The organism is Acrocarpospora macrocephala (assembly GCF_009687865.1).
Classification (GTDB): domain Bacteria; phylum Actinomycetota; class Actinomycetes; order Streptosporangiales; family Streptosporangiaceae; genus Acrocarpospora; species Acrocarpospora macrocephala.
Window position 1 is genome coordinate 152,091 of sequence record NZ_BLAE01000011.1, and the last position, 17,787, is coordinate 169,877.

At 68.1% G+C, this 17,787-nt stretch carries 11 protein-coding genes; 7 read left to right on the plus strand and 4 right to left on the minus strand.

The genetic code is table 11. From position 1 onward, the window contains the following. The first annotated feature begins 150 nt into the window (after positions 1–150). Complete coding sequence (locus Amac_RS10970) at positions 151–3,474, plus strand: NACHT domain-containing protein (protein WP_170322430.1); 3,324 nt, start codon at positions 151–153, stop codon at positions 3,472–3,474. A gap of 86 nt (positions 3,475–3,560) precedes the next feature. Further along, positions 3,561–4,676 carry a DUF5925 domain-containing protein gene (locus Amac_RS10975; protein WP_246268244.1) on the plus strand — a complete coding sequence of 372 codons (1,116 nt, stop codon included), beginning with the start codon at positions 3,561–3,563 and terminating at the stop codon, positions 4,674–4,676. Here Amac_RS10975 and Amac_RS10980 read toward each other — a convergent pair. Genes Amac_RS10980 through Amac_RS54785 form a run of 3 tightly spaced genes read right to left on the minus strand, consistent with a single transcriptional unit; the run spans position 4,614 to position 6,573 of the window. After that, positions 4,614–5,714: a lipase family alpha/beta hydrolase gene (locus tag Amac_RS10980; RefSeq protein ID WP_155354227.1), complete on the minus strand. Its 1,101-nt coding sequence runs from the start codon at positions 5,712–5,714 to the stop codon at positions 4,614–4,616. The genes Amac_RS10975 and Amac_RS10980 overlap by 63 nt on opposite strands. A 49-nt stretch (positions 5,715–5,763) precedes the next feature. Continuing rightward, positions 5,764–6,234: a hypothetical protein gene (locus Amac_RS54780; protein ID WP_218041007.1), complete on the minus strand. Its 471-nt coding sequence runs from the start codon at positions 6,232–6,234 to the stop codon at positions 5,764–5,766. Positions 6,235–6,255: 21 nt separating this feature from the next. Further along, positions 6,256–6,573 (minus strand): hypothetical protein, encoded by a 318-nt coding sequence (locus Amac_RS54785; RefSeq protein WP_218041008.1) that lies wholly within the window; start codon positions 6,571–6,573, stop codon positions 6,256–6,258. 148 nt (positions 6,574–6,721) lie between these two features. On the opposite strand from Amac_RS54785, the gene Amac_RS10990 reads away from it, so the two are divergent. The 5 genes from Amac_RS10990 (at position 6,722) to fxsT (ending at position 16,770) form a co-directional block, all read left to right on the plus strand. Then, positions 6,722–8,014, plus strand: a complete 1,293-nt coding sequence (locus Amac_RS10990; protein ID WP_155354228.1) for a M20/M25/M40 family metallo-hydrolase — start codon at positions 6,722–6,724, stop codon at positions 8,012–8,014. A 461-nt stretch (positions 8,015–8,475) separates the two neighbouring features. Beyond that, positions 8,476–10,770, plus strand: coding sequence for an FxsB family cyclophane-forming radical SAM/SPASM peptide maturase (locus Amac_RS10995; protein ID WP_155354229.1), 2,295 nt, complete (start codon positions 8,476–8,478; stop codon positions 10,768–10,770). Beyond that, entirely contained in the window at positions 10,767–11,546 is a 780-nt protein-coding gene (locus Amac_RS11000; RefSeq protein ID WP_246268245.1) for an AAC(3) family N-acetyltransferase, read from the plus strand. Before Amac_RS10995 ends, Amac_RS11000 begins: the two co-directional genes overlap by 4 nt. Before the next feature lie 108 nt (positions 11,547–11,654). After that, entirely contained in the window at positions 11,655–12,842 is a 1,188-nt protein-coding gene (locus Amac_RS11005) for a TIR-like protein FxsC (protein ID WP_170322431.1), read from the plus strand. A 1-nt stretch (position 12,843) separates the two neighbouring features. After that, a complete protein-coding gene (gene fxsT / locus Amac_RS11010) occupies positions 12,844–16,770 on the plus strand; it encodes an FxSxx-COOH system tetratricopeptide repeat protein (RefSeq protein ID WP_155354231.1) in 3,927 nt (1,308 codons plus the stop codon). On the opposite strand, the gene Amac_RS11015 is transcribed toward fxsT, so the two are convergent. Next, a complete protein-coding gene (locus Amac_RS11015; protein ID WP_246268260.1) occupies positions 16,767–17,636 on the minus strand; it encodes an alpha/beta fold hydrolase in 870 nt (289 codons plus the stop codon). The genes fxsT and Amac_RS11015 overlap by 4 nt on opposite strands. Positions 17,637–17,787: the final 151 nt, after the last annotated feature.

Genomic DNA, 17,787 nt, shown 5'->3' on the forward strand with positions numbered 1-17,787 from the left:
GCGAACGATGAGAACGGGGCCGCAACGCGACAGGAGCCGCTCGGCCTCACGAGTGCCCTGGCCCAGATCGGTGCTGGTCCGCGCCACGAGGGGCCGACGATAAGCAGATCGGGCTGGAGATCAGGTATGCCTCGGTTACGGTTCGTCGCGTTGGCGATCGCGGCGGCGACTGGCGCCGTCACGGCCGGTGTCGCCGCCAACCAAGTCATCAACGACGGGCAAATTAGTTGGACTTGGACATATCTGGCTTTCGGTTTCACCCTCCTCGTCGCCCTTCTGACCGCGGCGGCGGCCGAACCTTCCAGGCCGAACTCCCCCTTTCCGCACATCCGGCGTGGGGTCTATCTGCGGCAATTGCGCGCTTCCGTCGCCGACATGGAGACGATCGGCGTGGTGACGCAGGGCGAGTTCGTGCTCCGGATGCGCCAGGTGTACGTGGATGTGACGCTCCAGCCTCGTCCCGCGCGAGACACCGCCGGAGACTCGGGGCTAGGTGCCGGATCGCAGGAGATCGGCCGGCCAGGTGAGCGGCGATCGTTGGCGTCGTTCCTGCGCGAAGGGCGAGTGTTCGCGGTTCTGGGGGCACCGGGATCGGGAAAGACCACTCTGGCCAGATACACCGCCCTGGCGCTCTCCGAGCCGAACCGGCGCGTTCTCGGCCGCGAGTTCTGGCGTCCCCGGCGCCTGCCGGTCCTGCTCTATCTGCGGGGTCATACCGCCTCGCTCCTCGCGGAGGAGCCGGAAAGCCTGGCCGAGGTGGCCGTGTCATCACCTTGGCTTCGTGACAGGATCCCGGCCGCGTGGCTGCGCGGACGGCTTGACCGCGGCCGCTGCGTGGTTCTGCTGGACGGGCTGGACGAGGTCGCGGACGAGCAGGACCGAAAGCGTGTGGTCGGATGGGTTCACGACCAGATCGCCCGGTATCCGCGCAACACCTTCGTGGTGACGTCACGGCCATACGGCTACCTGTCCAACCCGCTGACCAATGCCGACGTCCTGCACGTACAGAGGTTCACGGCCGACCAGGTCTCCCAGTTCCTCCATTCCTGGTACAGGGCCATCGAACGACGCTCCCGTCTGGGCCGCGACCAGGACGTCCACGAGATCGCGGAGCAGAAGGCCCTGGATTTGATCGGCCGGCTGCGCGGCCAGCCCGCGTTGCACGACCTGGCCGCCAACCCGCTCCTGCTCACGATGATCGCGAACGTGCACCGCTACCGGGGAGCGCTGCCGGGCAGCCGGGCGGCGCTGTACGCGGAAATGTGTGACGTTCTCCTGCATCGCCGCCAGGAGGGCAAGAACCTGGCCGACCCCACCGGTCTGACCGGACCCCAGAAGGCGGCTGTCATGCGGCATCTCGCCGTCCACATGATGGTCAGCAGGCAGCGCGACATCACGTCGGCGGAAGCACTGCGGGTCGTCAAGGAGCCACTGGCCGAAGTCTGCGGCCAAACGAGCATCACTCCCGATGTATTTCTCAGCGAAGCCAGCAAGAGCGGCCTGCTGGTGGAGCGCGAGCAGGGCCTGTTCGCGTTCGCCCATCTGACCCTTCAGGAATATCTCGCGGCCGCGCAGATCAAAGAGCGTCCCGATGACCTGCGCCAGCTGCTGACGGGAAACGCCGACGACCCGTGGTGGCGGGAAACCAGCCTCTTGTGGGCCGCCGACGCCGACTCCACTCCCCTGATCGAGGCATGCCTGCGCGCTGGGACGATCCGGGCTCTGGCTCTGGCGTTCACCTGCGTTGACCAAGGCAGGCAGGTTCAGCCGGCGATCAGGGACAGACTCGACCGAATGCTCGACCCCGGTGAGGCCGTCAGCGTGGAACGGCGACGCCTCATCGACGGGGTCACCATGCTGCGCGCCCTCCACAACGTGATCCATCTGGATGACGGGACGGCGATCTGCTCGCAGTTGGTCACCACTGACATGTGGACCAGGTTCGTCCGGTATGAGAATCTTCGTGGCCGCCACACGCCTTCCGGGGATCCCGGCGCGATCACGGCCACCGGGATGCTGGCAGGCGACGCAGCCCGTTTCATCTCGTGGCTGAACAACCTGTTCGACGACGGCCTCACCTATCGGCTCCCTACTCCCGCCGAGGCCGACCATCGGTATCTCCAGATTCTGCCCGGGTTCCGCGACCATACTGTCTGGGCCCATGATGGCAAGCGGTTAAGCCTTGTGGCCCAAGACGCTCCGTGGCCGTACGACCCAATGCCCGGTCAGGTGGCCCGCTACCCGGAACTCATCCTCACCCACACACATATCTTCATTCGTCTTTCCATGATCGTTCCCGAGGTCCGGTCACTGACCAACCTATTGACCTATGCGCAGGTATTCTCGGCCACACCCGACCGATTACCGATATTCGAGCTGATCTCCGCTCTCGATCTCGCGGCCACGATTGCGCGAGCGCGGACCTTGGCAAGCCAGACGATCCTGGCCGGCCGTCGTCCCGATGAATCACGTCTGCAGGAGCTTGACGACATCGTCGCCCGCGCTTTGTCCATGACCCAGCACCGCGTCCTTACTCGCAATCTCACCAGCGTCAGGGACGCCGTTCGCTCGCACCTTCGCCCGTCGATCGGCGGCGTGCCGGAACTCGTTTTCGACGAAAAGAACGGAACCCTCGCCCGAGCAGTCGATCTCGCCCTTCAAGTGGCTTCCACCGCTAACCGCGAGATCGGCCTGAATATAGAACTCAACAGTCAGGTCGACCTCGCCGGCGCGCTCGACCTCGCGCTCGACCACGCCTTGAAACGCCACCCCAGGATTACGCTTCGCGGCACTTTCAACGGCCGTGCCGCCCTGACCTACTCACCCGCCCACGCCGACTCCCTTCGCGACACTCTGGCTCGCCACCAAGAGGAGCCGCGCCACGACCACGCGGAGGCCTACGACGCGCGAATTCAGGCGATCGACCGACGCTCGGAGCTCGAATTCAATCGTGACCACCGACTTCGGCTCACCCGCGCCCTCATCGCCGATCTCGGTGCCCGGCCCTTCGAAGTACTCTCAATAATGGCTGCGGCAGCGGAAGGCCTGGTCTACTCATGGGTCAATTCATCCAACGGATCGAGGAAGCAAGAGACCACTTTCCAGGAGTTCTTGAATGACAGCCTCTCAAAACATCTCCCCAACGGCTCCCACGAAGACCCCGCCACGGCGCTGCAACACATATCGGAGAAGCTGACGGAAAGCGGTGCGGATTTACGGGTTCTCACTCTGGTTGGTTACGCGAAAGGTTTGATCACTCGAGTGCTGGATCGAACCGCACCGCCGGGTGAACGCGACATCGTGCTTTCTGTCGCCGCCCTTCATGCCGCGGCCCTGCAGCTTCAGGACAAATCTGGGGACAGCAATCAGGCCGCTGTCAAAAGCCTTAGCAACGTGATCAACACATTGATCGCTCTCACCGAGCCGGATGAGGGGCCGGTCGCCAATCAAGCTCTCCTGCTGGTCCGAAACTAGCTCGAAGCACGACGGCAGGCGGCGGGCATCGGCTGTGACGGAAAATGCGTCGACAATCAGCGGCCCGGGTGAGGATCATGGAGGGTATGACCAATGTGGTGAAGGAGGTTCAGTTCTCCGCGCCGCCGGAGCCGCTGGCGATGAAGGTGTGGATCGATGACAGCGACAGCCCGGCCGATGTGATCGACGCGCTGGCGTTGTCGCCGTTCGCCACGGGGGAGCAGCCCTGGGCCCGGACGGTCACGATTGACCGGATCCGCGTGGACGCGCCGCTGACGGCTTCGCGTGGGCGGTTGCTGCGGTCGGCGTCGGCCGTGGACGGGCCGGACGCCCGGCTGTACGGGGGCGAGGGGTGGACGCTGCGGGTGGTGCGGTTCACCAACCAGTCGGCGACGATCGCGGTGACGGCGGTCAGCGAGGAACTCGCGGTGGCGATCGTGGACGAGGTCGTCAAGGACGCCGAGGAGGAGGCGCCGAAGGACGCGGACGTGGTGTCCATGGGGTTCTGGTGGATGAGCGAGCACGGGCGCCGCCGGTCGGGGAAGAAGATCACGACGTCGCCGTGGGACACCGTACGGGCGAATTATCCGCGGGCCGCCACCGGGCGGCTCGACCAGCTGATGGCGACGCGCCCGGACGACGTGAACGGCCGGCTGCTGCTGTTGCACGGCCCGCCGGGGACGGGCAAGACGACGCTGCTGCGCACGCTGGCCCGGGAGTGGGCCACCTGGTGCCAGGTCGACTGCGTGCTGGACCCGGAGCGGCTGTTCAACGATCCCGGCTACCTGATGGAGGTCGCGGTCGGCTGCGAGTGCCCGGATCACGGGGAGGGCAAGTGGCGGCTGCTGGTGCTGGAGGACTGTGACGAGCTGATCCACGCCGAGGCCAAGGCGTCCACGGGACAGGGCCTGTCGCGGCTGCTCAACCTCACCGACGGCCTGCTCGGCCAGGGGCGTGACGTGCTGGTGGCGATCACCACGAACGAGGATCTGGCCCGGCTGCACCCCGCCGTGGTCCGGCCGGGCCGCTGCCTGGCCCAGATCGAGGTGGGACGGATGGACAGCGAGGAGGCGACGGCCTGGCTGGGCACCAGCGAGGGCATCGGCCCGGCGGGGGCGACGCTGGCCGAGCTGTTCGCGCTACGTTCTGGCCGCGCGCCCATCGAGCCGGAGCCGGTCGGCGGCATCGGCCTGTACCTCTAGCAGGTAGGACGCGACCTCGGGAACCTGGTCTACGGCCAGGTTCCCGTCGTCGCGCACCCGCCCGATCTGTTCCCTTTCGATGGCCCGGCTCCACGGGAAGCCGGGCGGCAGCCTGGACCCGGCCAGGTAGACGTTCCCGAACATGATCGCGGGTACGGCGGCGACGGCCTGCCCGAGCACGCGCGCGCCGTCGCCGTGCCCGGCGAAGTGGATGGCGCCGTGCCGGTGGCGGGCGTAGACCTGGCCGTACTCGTCGAGGAAGGCGCGCGCGGGCACGGTCCTGACGTCGGCCCGCCCGGCCAGGGCCTGCCGCAGGGCCTGCCAGGTCCGGTCGCGGGAGCGGCTCAGGAACACCACCGTCCTGGGTTCGACGGTCAGCAGCGGCGTCGTCGGCCGGACCGGACCGGCGACCGCCGCCCAGAGCAGCCGGTGGCTGCGCGGCAGCGTGTGGTGTTCGGCGCCGGGGACGGTGACGTGCCGCGCGTTGCCGAACTGCTCGACGTCCAGGCTGTCGTCCCGGGTGACCACGGTGTCGAGGGTGCCGAGCAACTGGACGACCTGGATCCGGTCGCCGGCCCGGTCGAAGTGGTCCAGCCACCGCAGCCGCAGATCCGTCAGGTACGGCGCCCCGCGCCGCAACTCCGCCATGGTCCGGCCGGTGAACGACAGCCGGCGCGCCTCGACGCCCCGGTTCGGGGCCGCCAGCAGCACCATCCGGCTCACCCGCTGGGCCCAGGCCTTCATCTCCCTGCTGTCGTCGTCTCCCTGGGCGATCAGGTACGCGTGCCGGAGCAGCAGCCCGCCCACGCTATGCCCGACCAGGATGATCCGCCCGAGTCCCCCCATCTCCGCCCACACACCGGCGATCCACGCGCTCAGCTCCCGGGCGAGCGCGGCCGCGGAACGGTTGCTCCACGGCCGGACCCGGACCGGGGACACCTCGGCCCGCCACGACTCCCCCAGGTCCGCGGCCAGCCGGGCGGCCGGTGAAGGGTCGCCGTCCAGGCCGGGGACGTACACGAGCAGGTTGTCTCCCATGCCGGCAGCCTGGCCCGGCCAGGCCACCGGCACATGAGTACACCCCTACCTAAAACGTGACGAGCGGGTCGCCCACGAAGTCGGCGATGAAGTTGACGAAGAAGAAGCCGAAGAAGAGGAAGTTGAGCACCAGGATCAGGTGGTGGTACCAGCGCGGCCGGGCCGCCTTCGGCAGCCTGCTGTTGAGGTACATCAGCAGGAACGGGTAGATGAGCGCGCCCAGGTTGGACATGTTGGCCGACCACTGCACCAGGCTGACCGGCAGCGCCAGGTGCAGCACCACGGCGATGATCACGAGCAGGACCAGCATGAACGGGTAGTAGAAGCGGCGCGGGTCGCCCTCGATGAGGGTGCGCAGGCGGGTGCTGGTGCCGTGGGCGGCGTCGGTGGTGACCCGGACCATGGCCTCGAAGATCCCCAGCTGGGTGGAGAACAGGATGAGCACGCCGAGGATGAGGATCAGGTAGAACATGCCCCGGCCGTACTCGTCGCCGAGGGCCGCCGCCACGAACGTGGGCACGTTCCTCGTCGTCGGGGAAGGTCACGCCGCTGGCCGAACCTCGCCGTGCACCAGCGCGTACACGCCCTGGCCCGCGGAGGTCTGCAGCAGGGCCGAGATGGTGATCACCCAGCCGACGCCGATGAAGCCGTACTGGCCGACGGCCTGCGGGCCGAGCAGCCACTCGCCGCTGCCGATGGAGATGCCGAGCGCGATCAGGCTCGGGCCGACGGCGAACTTGATCAGTTCCTTCGGCCCGATCCGGGAGACCTTGAACACCTCCTCCGGGGTGGGCAGGTCGGTGACGGCCAGATCCGGACGGCTGACGCCTAGGGGACGGGTCGAGGAGACTTCGGTCATGGGGCGCCTTCCTTCTCGCGCGGCCCCCCGAGGTCAACTTCGAGCCTTACTCCAACTCCTCACACCGGCAAGACCCATTTGTGAACCACCGTTCGTCCATGATCCGACACGATGGGACGGAGAACCCACGACTCATGGACAGGGCACGATGACCGAGGTAGCCGAGATCTGCTCGCAGTTGATCCGCATCGACACCACCAACCCCGGCCCGGGCGAACGCCTCGCCGCCGAACACGTGGCCGGCCTGCTCGCCGAGGCGGGCATCGAGCCGGTGCTGATCGAGTCGGCCCCCCGCCGGACCAGCGTGGTCGCCCGCGTTCCCGGCGACTCCCCCGACGCGCTGCTCGTCCATGGGCACCTGGACGTGGTCCCCGCCGACCCGGCCGAATGGAAACGCCACCCGTTCTCCGGCGAGATCGACGGCGGCTGCGTGCACGGCCGGGGCGCGGTCGACATGAAGGGCAGCCTGGCGATGACCCTGACCCTGGTCCGCGACTGGGCCAGGCGCGGCGTGCGCCCCCGCCGCGACCTGATCCTCGCCTTCCTCGCCGACGAGGAGTCCACCGGCGCGTACGGCTCCCGCTACGCCGTCGAGAACCATCGCGAGCTCTTCGACGGCTGCACGGAGGCGATCAGCGAGTCGGGAGGCTTCACCATCACCGCCGAGGGGGCCAGGATCTACCCGGTGGCAGTCGCTGAGCGCGGCACCGCGTGGATGAAGTTCACCGCGCGTGGCGTGGCCGGCCACGGCTCCAAACCGCCCGTCGACAACCCGGTGGCCGAACTGGCCCGGGCGCTGACCCGCCTGGCCGACTACACCTGGCCCATCCACCTCACCCCGGAGGTGGCCGCCCTGATCGAGGGACTGGCGGAGGCGCTCGGCACCCCGATCGACCTCAACGCCCTGGACGCCGAGATCCGCCACCTTCCGCCGGCGGCTTCCGCGCTGTTCAAGGGTGTGATCCGCAATTCGGCCAACCCGACCATGCTCCGCGCGGGGGACAAGGTGAACTCGATCCCCGGCAAGGCGGAGGCGCACGTGGACGGGCGGTTCCTGCCCGGCTCGCAGCAGGAGTATCTGGACACGATCGACCGGCTGATGGGGCCGAAGATCACCCGGGAGTTCCTGAATCTGGAGGAGGCGCCGTCGGCGCCCGTGCACGGGCTGTTCGACGAGCTCTGCGCGGCGCTGCGGCGGGAGGATCCGCGGGCGCGTCCGGTTCCTTATGTGATGAGCGGCGGGACGGACGCGAAATCCTTCGCCCGGATCGGAATCCGCGGCTATGGGTTCACGCCGCTGCTGCTGCCGCCGGAACTCGACTACTTCGGCATGTTCCACGGGGTCGACGAACGGGTTCCGGTGGCGGGACTCGAATTCGGGGTCAAAGTCCTGGATAACCTGCTGGGTCCAGAGGCCGGCGTTTCCGGCGACCTTGGCTGACTACACTCCGGGCCGGCCGCCTTCCTTTGACACGGCGCCGGTAACGTCCGGCGCCATTATTGGATAAATAAACGATTAGCCTCGCTTAATATTATTCCAATAGCCGCACAGGACATACACCGAAAAAGGGCAAACCGTACACCGCGTAACAAAGAGTTAGCTAAGGTCGGTAAACACAAGCCCCCAACGGGCTCGATCAACTGATAGCATCGCCGTTCAAGACTAGCCTGTTGCGCCGTCATGGCGGCGGGCGTTCCGGCACGTCATAGCCGATGAAAGGGTTCAGGAGCGATGGAAAGTCAACACGGCGAGCTCGCCTCGAACATCTCGGACAACCGGGGGGTCTCGCTTGCACAATTGCAGCTGGACCCTCTCACACTACAGCGGGTCAAAAGCGAGTCTACCGGACCGACGGTCAAAGTGGCAGCGTTTCAGTCTTCAATTTAGCTGGGGCGGACAGAATGACCGGACGCACCATACCACTGGATCAATTCGTAATTAAGGTTCATAGTCGATGCGATCTGGCCTGCGACCATTGCTACGTTTATGAGCATGCGGATCAGAGCTGGCAAAGACGTCCAGTGGTCGTTAGTCCGGACACCTGTGCACGGGTAGCCGCGCGTATCGCCGAGCACGCGACTCGCCATCGCCTGCCCAGGATCGATGTGATCCTGCACGGTGGCGAGCCGCTGCTGGCCGGGCCCCGCCGCCTGGACGACATCCTCACCACGTTACGCGGCGCGCTGGAAGGCGTCACCGAGGCCACTTTCAAGGTCCACACCAATGGCGTGCTGCTGAACCAGGCATACCTGGATGTCTTCGGCAAGCACCGCGTCAGCGTCGGCGTCTCGCTGGACGGCGATCGCGCGGCGAACGACCGGCACCGCCGGTATGCCAACGGCAACAGCTCGTTCGACAAGGTCATCCGCGGCATCCGGCTGCTGCGCAACCGGCCGGAACTGTATAGCGGCCTGCTCTGCACGATCGACGTGGCCAACGACCCGATCACCGTCTACGAGGCCCTGGCCGAGCTGGACCCGCCCAGGATCGACTTCCTGCTCCCCCACGCCACCTGGGAGGAGCCCCCGCCGCGACCGTCGCCGGTGGCGTACGCCGACTGGCTGATCAAGATCTTCGACCGCTGGGAACAGGACGGGCGCCCGTTCGGCATCCGGCTGTTCGACTCCGTGATCGCGACCATGTACGGCCGTCCCAGCATGACCGAGGCGATAGGCCTGGAGCCGAGCACCCTCGTCGTCATCGACACCGACGGCTCCTACGAGCAGCTGGACTCGCTGAAGGTCGCCTTCGACGGCGCGCCCGCGACCGGCTTCGACGTCTTCAACGACTCGCTGGACGAGGTCGCTCGGCACCCCGGCGTCCAGGCCCGGCAGCGCGGCCTGGCGGGGCTGGCCGAGAAGTGCCAGCAGTGTCCGGTCGTGAGTTCCTGCGGCGGGGGCCTCTACCCGCATCGGTTCCACGCCGGGTCCTTCCTGAATCCGAGCGTCTACTGCGACGATCTGCTCAAGCTCATCACCCACATCAAGGAGAGCGTCGCGATGAGCCATCACTCACTGACGGCCGCCACCCTCGACCTGCTCGCAAGCGGATTCGGCGGCGAACGGGAGATCCAGCATCTGGCCGAGGCCCAGAACAGCCTGCGCCGGTCGCTGGCCACGGCGGTCAGGGAAAGTGCTCCAGACAGCTGGGCCGCTTTGGTCGAACTGGACGAGCGGGCACCCGCCGCCGTCGCCAAGGTGCTCGCCCACCCGTACGTCCGGGTCTGGGCGGTGGACCGGCTGGATGGCAAGAACAGCCCCGACTACCTCGGCAACATCGCCGCCGCCGCGGCCAGTGCGAGTGGCTCGTTCACCGGTTCTTTCACCGCCGAGGTGAGCGATGGAGCGGTCCACCTGCCCGGCGTGGGCACGTTCCGCGGCGCGCTGCGCGGCCCGACCGCCACGGTCTCGGTGACCGGCGGGGCGGTCGACGTCCCGGGGGCGAGAGGCGAATGGGAACCGGTCAGGTTCCTCGACGACGAGCGCCGCGTGCTGCTGGAGGACTGCGACCCCTACCGCAGCTGCCACCAGTGGCCGTCCGCCGCCCGGCTGTCCGACGCCGAGTTCGCCGCCTGGCGTGAGCGGTACGCCGCCGCCTGGGAGTTCATCACCACCCACCTGCCGGAGTACGCTCCGGGCCTGCGCGCCGGACTGACCGCCCTGATGCCGCTGGCCCCGGCGGCGGACGGCCGGGACGTCAGTTCGACCGCGCGGCACGCCTTCGGCGCGGTCGCCGCGGCCCTGCCCCACGACGCCGCCACCATGGCCCTGCTCATCGTGCACGAGTTCCAGCACGTGAAGCTGGGCGCCATCCTGGACATGTTCGACCTGTACGACGAGCACGAGACCGGCCTCTTCTACGCGCCCTGGCGAGACGACCCCCGCCCGATCGAAGGGCTCCTGCAGGGCACCTACGCCCACCTCGCGGTCACCGACTTCTGGCGGCGGTACCGGCATGTCTCCAGCGACCCCGCGACTGCTCACCGGCACTTCGCCCAGTGGCGGGAGCACACCGCCACCGCCATCGAGACGCTGGCGGACAGCGGGGCCCTCACCGAGCTGGGCGCGCGGTTCACCGCCCGGATGCGCGAGACGGCCGCCCCCTGGCTCGCCGAGGAGGTTCCCGCCGAGGCGCTGGCCGCCGCCCGGGAATCCGCGCGGCGCCACCGGGAGGCGTACGAAGCCCGGACTCGATGACAGCGTTGCGAGCCGGGCTGCGCGCGCTCGGCCTGCGCGCGGGACAGACCGTGCTCGTACACGCGTCACTGCGCCGCCTGGGTCCCGTCCCCGGCGGCGCGGCCGCGGTGGTGGCGGCACTGCGCGGGGTGCTGGGGCCGGACGGCACGCTGGTGGCCCCCGCGTTCACCACCAACAACTCCGACACCTCGCCGGGCTTCCGGGAGGCCACCGCGAGCATGACGGCGGCCGAGACCGACGCGTTCCGGCGGTCGATGCCCGCCTTCGATCCCGCCACGACGCCGCCCTGGCGGATGGGCCGGATCGCCGAGGAGATCTGGGCACTGCCTGGAACGCTCCGCAGCGGCCACGCGCAGACCTCCTACAGCGCGATCGGCCCGCTGGCGGCGAAGCTGACCGACGCGCACGCGCCGGACTGCCATCACGGCGAACGTTCCCCGCTGGCCCGGCTCTACGACGCCGGCGCGCACGTCCTGCTGCTCGGGGTCGGTTTCGAGGTGTGCACCGCGTTCCATCTCGCCGAATACCGGCACCGGCCCGACCCGCCCACCCGCCTCTATCGTTGCGTGACAGACGACGGCGAAGGCCCTCGATGGCGGGAATACCGGGATGTCGCCCTGCACGATGGCGACTTCGCGGCGCTTGGCGCGGCTTTCACCGCGACCGGAAGCACCAGAATGGGCCTGATCGGACGTGGCAGTTCCCACTTCTTTCCATTAACCACCGCCGTGGATTTCGCGATCACCTGGATGCGCCGGCACCGCGCGCCGGAATAATCAGGCCGATCTGGTCCCCCCGGACCGCCCCTTCTGTGTTTCCATAAGGGAAACCCAGAAGGGAGGCGGATGGATCAGCGACCGACTTCTCCGGGGCCCTATTTCTTCTTGAGCTATGCCCACACTCCCACCCATGTTCCGCACCGGCGCGCCAACAAGTGGGTGGCCAAGCTGTTCAGCGACCTGTGTGAACACATCCTGCAGCTCACCAACCTGACCGACCCGGCGCAGGCCGGTTTCATGGACATCGGCCTGCGGTCCGGGCACTTGTGGCAGGAACGGCTGGCGGAAGCGCTGGCCACCTGCCGGGTGTTTGTCCCGCTCTACTCGCCGCGCTATTTCGAGAGCCTCAACTGCGGCCGCGAATGGACCGCGTTCGCCCGAAGACTGAGCAACCATGTGGGGCCGGACGGGCAGGCGCCAGAGGCGATCATTCCGGCGTTGTGGACGCCCATGGCGCCGGAAAGCCTGCCACTCGCGGCGAAGGAGATCCAGTTCTCCTACGAACAACTGGGCGCCCGCTACCGGGAGGAGGGTTTTTACGGTCTGGCGAAGCTGGCGGCCCGGCGGACGCAATATCAGATAGCCACCTGGGAGCTGGCCAACCGAATCGTTTTCGCCGCGCAGAACACCTGGATCCGGCCGTCGGATCGGCTGGATTTCGAATCGCTGCCGAGCGCCTTTCTGGACCACCAGGCGGAGCGCCTGCTCCGGCTGACCATCGTCGCCCCGGATCTGGCCCGATTACCCCCCGAGCGCACCGCGTACTACTACGGGCGGGCCTGCGAGGAGTGGAATCCGTACCGGAGCGAGGACAATGCGCGGTCGCTGTGCTCGTACGCGGTGGATATCGCGGCCGCGCACGGCTTCCGCGCGCGGATCGGCTCGCTGGCCGATCACCTGCCGGATCTGCGCGAGTCGGAGAAGGCCGACCACCCCAGCGTGATGATCATCGACCCGTGGGCGGTCACGCACGCGGGCTTCCTCACCGCGCTCAGCGACTTCGACAAGCTGCGGCGGGGCTGGGTGAGCGTGCTCGTGCCGTGGAATCTGGACGACGAGCAGACGCGGGAGCGGGAGCCGGAGTTGCGCCAGGCGCTGGAGAAGGTGCTCGGCGAGCGGCTCACCGATCCGCACACCGAGACGGTCACGTCCTTCGCCGCGTTCAGGCGCGCGCTGCCCGACGCGCTCGGCCGGGCCACCAACCAGTTCCTGGTGATCCCCCCGATCGGGGCGGACGTCCCCGTCGAGCCGATGACCCAACGACCAAGGCTGATGGACCCCGGAGGAGGCTGAAATGAACGACACTGACGGCCAGATCATCACTTTCTACTCGTACAAGGGTGGCACCGGGCGCACGATGGCGCTGGCCAATACCGCCTGGGTGCTGGCCAGCCAGGGTCTGCGCGTGCTGGTGATGGACTGGGACCTGGAATCTCCAGGGTTACACAAGTTCCTGCGCCCGTTCATGGACGTGGACGTGGTCACCTCCACGCCGGGCGTGATCGACATCATCACCGACTACGCCTTCGAGGCGAAGAAGCAGAAGTCGGACCCGCACGCGGACCGGCGGCCCGATCTGCATCTGGCCTACGCGCAGGTGCTGCCGCACGCGACCTCGCTGTCCTGGGAGTTCCCCGGGGTCGGCACGCTGGACTTCATCTCGGCGGGGCAGGAGAACCGGAACTATTCGTCGCTGGTGTCCGGGTTCAATTGGGACAACTTCTACGGTGAGCTGGGCGGCGGGCGGTTCCTTGACGCGCTCAGGGACAACATGAAGCGCAACTACGACTACACCTTGATCGACAGCAGGACCGGGTTGAGCGATATCGCCGACGTGTGCACGCTGCAGCTGCCCGACCTGCTGGTCGACTGCTTCACCATGACCGACCAGAGCATCGAGGGGGCCGCCAGGGTCGCGCACTACATCGACGAGCGGCACCACAAGCGGGACGTGCGGATCCTGCCGGTGCCGATGCGGATCGACGACGGGGAGAAGGAGAAGCTGGACGCGGGCCGCCAGTTCGCCAGGTCCATGTTCGAGCAGTTCCCGAAGGGCATGAACGCCGAGGAGCGCAACCAGTACTGGGGATCTGTGGAGATTCCGTACAAGCGTTTCTACGCCTTCGAGGAGACCCTGGCGACGTTCGGGGACACGCCCAGCTCGCCCAGCTCGCTGCTGGCCGCGTACGAGCGGCTGACCGCCGCGATCACCAACGGCAAGGTCACCGCCCTGGCGCCGATGGAGGAGGCGGTCCGGGTCCGGTGGCTGGAGACGTTCACCCGGCGGCAGCCCGTCGACCCGGCCGACATCGTGCTCAGCTACACACCCGAGGACCGGATGTGGGCGGACTGGATGACCTCGGTGCTGGAGCACGCGGGCTGCCGGGTCACGCCCAGGGCGCTCACCCCCAACAGCGGGCAGGCGGACCCGATCGATCAGGCCAGCCGGGTGATGGTGCTGCTGTCGCCGTCGTTCACCCGCGCGGCGCAACCGCTGGAGGACTGGACCCAGGCGATCAGCGCCGACCTGACCGGCGGCCCGCGCCAGATCACCCCGTTCCGGGTCGCCGACGTACGGCTGCCGGCGTCGTTCGCGGACCGCCCGCCGGTCGACCTGTACCGGCTCAGCCAGCAGCAGGCGACCGACGCGGTGCTGCGGGCGGCGGGCCGGAACCCGAGCGAGTACCCGGCCGATCACCCGCCGCTGGGGTCCCGGTATCCGGGCCTTATCCCGCCCATCTGGAACGTCGGCCTGCGGAACATCTCCTTCACCGGCCGCGGATCGGCGCTGGAGCGCCTGCGCGACCAGCTGGTGGGGGCCTCGCCGTCCACCGGGTCCACCCAGAAGGTGGCGGCCCTGTTCGGGCTCGGCGGGGTAGGGAAGACACAGGTCGCGCTAGAGTACGCGCACCGGTTCCGGGCCGACTATGACCTGGTCTGGTGGGTCTCCGCCGAGCAGCCCGAACTGATCAACACGGCCCTGGCCGAGCTGGCGCTCAAGCTCAACATCCGGGTCAGCGAGAACGTGGTCGAGGCCGCCCAGGCGGCGCTTGAGGCGCTCCGGCTGGGCCGCCCGCACGCCCGCTGGTTGCTGATCTTCGACAACGCCCGGGAGCCCGATCAGCTCCTCGACTACCTGCCGGACGGCCCCGGACATGTGCTGGTGACCTCGCGGAACAAGTCGTGGGGGCCCACCGCGACCCCGTTCGAGGTGGAGGTGTTCAGCAAGCAGGAGAGCCTGGAGCACATGCTCAGGCGGGTGGAGACGCTGAACCCCGCCGAAGCGCTGGCCGTCGCCGAGGAGCTCGGCCACCTGCCGCTGGCCGTCGAGCAGGCCGCCGCCTGGCTGGCGGAGACCGGGGTGTCGGCCAGCAAGTACATCGACGAACTGCGTTCGCAGACCGCGCGGATCCTGTCCACCGACCCGCCGGCGGGCTACCCGATGCCGGTGGCGACGACCTGGAACCTGTCCCTCACCCAGCTGCAGGAGCGTTCTCCCGCGGCGGTGCGGATGCTCCAGCTGTGCGCGTTCTTCGCGGCGGAGCCGATCTCGCTGGAGCTCATCTACAGCAATGAGATGATGAAGGCGCTGCCGGAGGATCCGATGCTGGACGGCCAGAAGGCCATGCTGCCCCGGCTGATCCGGGAGATCACCCGGTTCGCGCTGGCCAAGGTGGATCCGGGCAACAACTCCATCCAGCTGCACCGCCTGGTCCAGGTCGTGATCAAGAGCCAGATGACTCAGGAGGAGCGCGAGTCGACCTCGCACCTGGTGCACGACATCCTGGTCGGAGCCCGCCCGAGCAAGGGCGAGGTGGACAACCCGGCAAACTGGCCGCTTTATGACATCATCTGGCCGCACCTGGTCCCGTCCGAGGCGCAGAACTGCGTCCAGGAGGAGACGACCCGGCTGCTGCTCACCGAGCGGGTCCGCTACCTGTGGCTGCGTGGCCAGTACACCGAAGCGATCCAGTTCGGCCAGACGCTGGCCGAATTCTGGGAGCCGAAGTTCGGCCAGGTCGAACGGCAGCGCCTCTACATGCTCTTCGCGGTCGCCAACGCGCTGCGCTCGCTGGGCCGCGAGCAGGAGGCCATGCAGCTCACCGAGTGGGTGCTCGAGCGGCAGACCGAACTGCTCGGGCCCAGCCATGCGCACACCCTGCAGACCACCAACAGCCGGGCAGCCGACCTGCGCGCGGCCGGGCGGTTCGCCGAGGCGCTCGACCTGGCCCGGGACACCTATGGACGATGGAAGGACCTGTTCGGCGAGGACTACGAGATGACGCTGAAGGCGGCCAACAACCTGGCGGTGTCGTTCCGCCTGGTCGGTGACTGCTTCAACGCCAGGGACCTGGACGAGGACACGCTGGACCGCAACAGCCTGGTCAAGGGCCCCAAGCACCTGGACACCCTCGGCTCCGCCCAGAACCTGGGGCGGGACCTGCGCGAGGCGGGCTTCTACACCGAGTCGATCAACCAGCTGCGCGACACTCTGGAGCTCTACCGGGAGGCGTTCAGCGACGACTACATCGAGTCCCTGCGCGCGTCCAAGAGCCTGGCGGTCTCGCTCCGCAAAGCGGGTGAGCAGCAAGAGGCGATGGTCATCGCGCAAGGGGTCTGGGAGCGTTTCCAGCGCAACTACCCGTCCTCTCCCGAAGCACTCGCCGCTGACTTGGAGCGCGCTTCCTGCCTGTCCGCGCTGGGCAATAAGGAGCAGGCCCGGCTGGTCGCCGAGGCCGCTTATCTGGAGTACGCCAAGCGGATCGGCGCGGCCCATCCGTTCACCCGGGTGGCCGCCAATAACCTCATGATCTACCAGCGCTGTCTCGGCGCGGCCAAGGAAGCGCTGGCGACCGGCGAGGAGGCGCTGGGGGCGTTCCGCGCGCAACTGGGCCCGAACCATCCGTACTCGCTGTCGTGCGCCCTCAACGTCGCCAACTGCCTGGCGGATCTGGGGCGGCTGGCCGAGGCCGAGACAATGCTGCGGGAGACGCTGACCGGCCTGGAGAACACGCTCGGCCACCGGCATCCCGACACCATGGTGTGCCGCGGCGACCTGGCCATCGTGCTGCGGGAGCAGGGCCGGTCCGAGGAGGCGACGGAGCTGCAGGTGGCGACCCTGCAGGCGATGTCGGACAAACTCGGCGAGGAGCATCCGACCGTCCACGAGCTCCGGCTGTGGCGACGGATCAACCGCGATCTGGAACCCCAGCCGATCTAGTTGTTCTGTTCCCGGATGAGCCAGAGCATCACGTCCGGCAGGACGTCGAGGGCGCCGAAGTGCGCGGTCCCGCGATCAATGCGCAGAATGGCGCCGGGGATCCGGCGGCCGAGCCAGCGGGCGTGCCCGACCGGGGCGTAGACGTCCTGCTCACCGTGCCACACCAGGGTGGGCACGGTGATCCGGGCGGGGTCGAAGGACCAGTCGGAGCAGAACGCCACGATGTCGTCGACCCAGCCGTCCGCGGACGCCCGGAGCGCCTCGGAGAAGTTGTCCAGCAGCATGGTGCGAATGCCGAAGTCGGCGATGGTCCTGCGGTCGGTGGCGGTGTTCTCGGTGGCCAGGCCGCGCAGCTTGCTGGCCGGGTCGGCACGGATCTGAGCCACCGCGGCGGCCAGGCTGGCCGCGACCGGGGCGATGCCGCCCTGGCCGATGGTGTACTCGCGGACGTTGGAGGGCGCCATGCCCTCGAACCAGTCGAGCCCCTCGGCCTTCGGCGGGGCCAAGCCCACCAGCGCGGCCACTTTGGTGATGCGGTCGGGCAGCAGCGCGCCGCAGGCGAGCGCGTGCGGAGCCCCACCGGACCGGCCGACGACCGCGAACCGCCCGATGCCCAGGGCGTCGGCGATGACGGCGACGTCGGCGGCGATGCTCGCGATGGCGCGGCCCTTCAGCCGATCGGAAAGACCATAACCGGGCCGATCGAAAGTGATGAGCCGGACTCCCAGGCGGTAAAGCACCTGAGGCCGGGGAGCCGGGCCGACCCTGCTCCCGGGTGTGCCGTGCAGCAGGAACACCGGGCTGCCATCAGGTGCCCCCCGTTCCTCAACCGCCAGTCTCCTGCCATCCGCTGTGCTCACGAGCACGGTCAAGGTGCCTCCCCGTCAACGCTCCCTTATGAGGTTTTCCCCCAGATGCGGTCGCTTGTCCATGCCTCTCGACGTTCAGGTCCGACGCTCTCGGCCCGCCAGGGCACACCTTTACTAATTTAGGACACTATGGTCGTACAGAATCGAC

What these genes read in the sequence shown, in the direction of transcription:
- Amac_RS10975 (WP_246268244.1), top strand. Translation starts at nt 3,561, where the DNA reads ATGACCAATGTGGTGAAGGAGGTTCAGTTCTCCGCGCCGCCGGAGCCG.
- Amac_RS10980 (WP_155354227.1), bottom strand. Translation starts at nt 5,714, where the DNA reads ATGGGAGACAACCTGCTCGTGTACGTCCCCGGCCTGGACGGCGACCCT.
- Amac_RS54785 (WP_218041008.1), bottom strand. Translation starts at nt 6,573, where the DNA reads ATGACCGAAGTCTCCTCGACCCGTCCCCTAGGCGTCAGCCGTCCGGAT.
- Amac_RS10990 (WP_155354228.1), top strand. Translation starts at nt 6,722, where the DNA reads ATGACCGAGGTAGCCGAGATCTGCTCGCAGTTGATCCGCATCGACACC.
- Amac_RS10995 (WP_155354229.1), top strand. Translation starts at nt 8,476, where the DNA reads ATGACCGGACGCACCATACCACTGGATCAATTCGTAATTAAGGTTCAT.
- Amac_RS11000 (WP_246268245.1), top strand. Translation starts at nt 10,767, where the DNA reads ATGACAGCGTTGCGAGCCGGGCTGCGCGCGCTCGGCCTGCGCGCGGGA.
- fxsT (WP_155354231.1), top strand. Translation starts at nt 12,844, where the DNA reads ATGAACGACACTGACGGCCAGATCATCACTTTCTACTCGTACAAGGGT.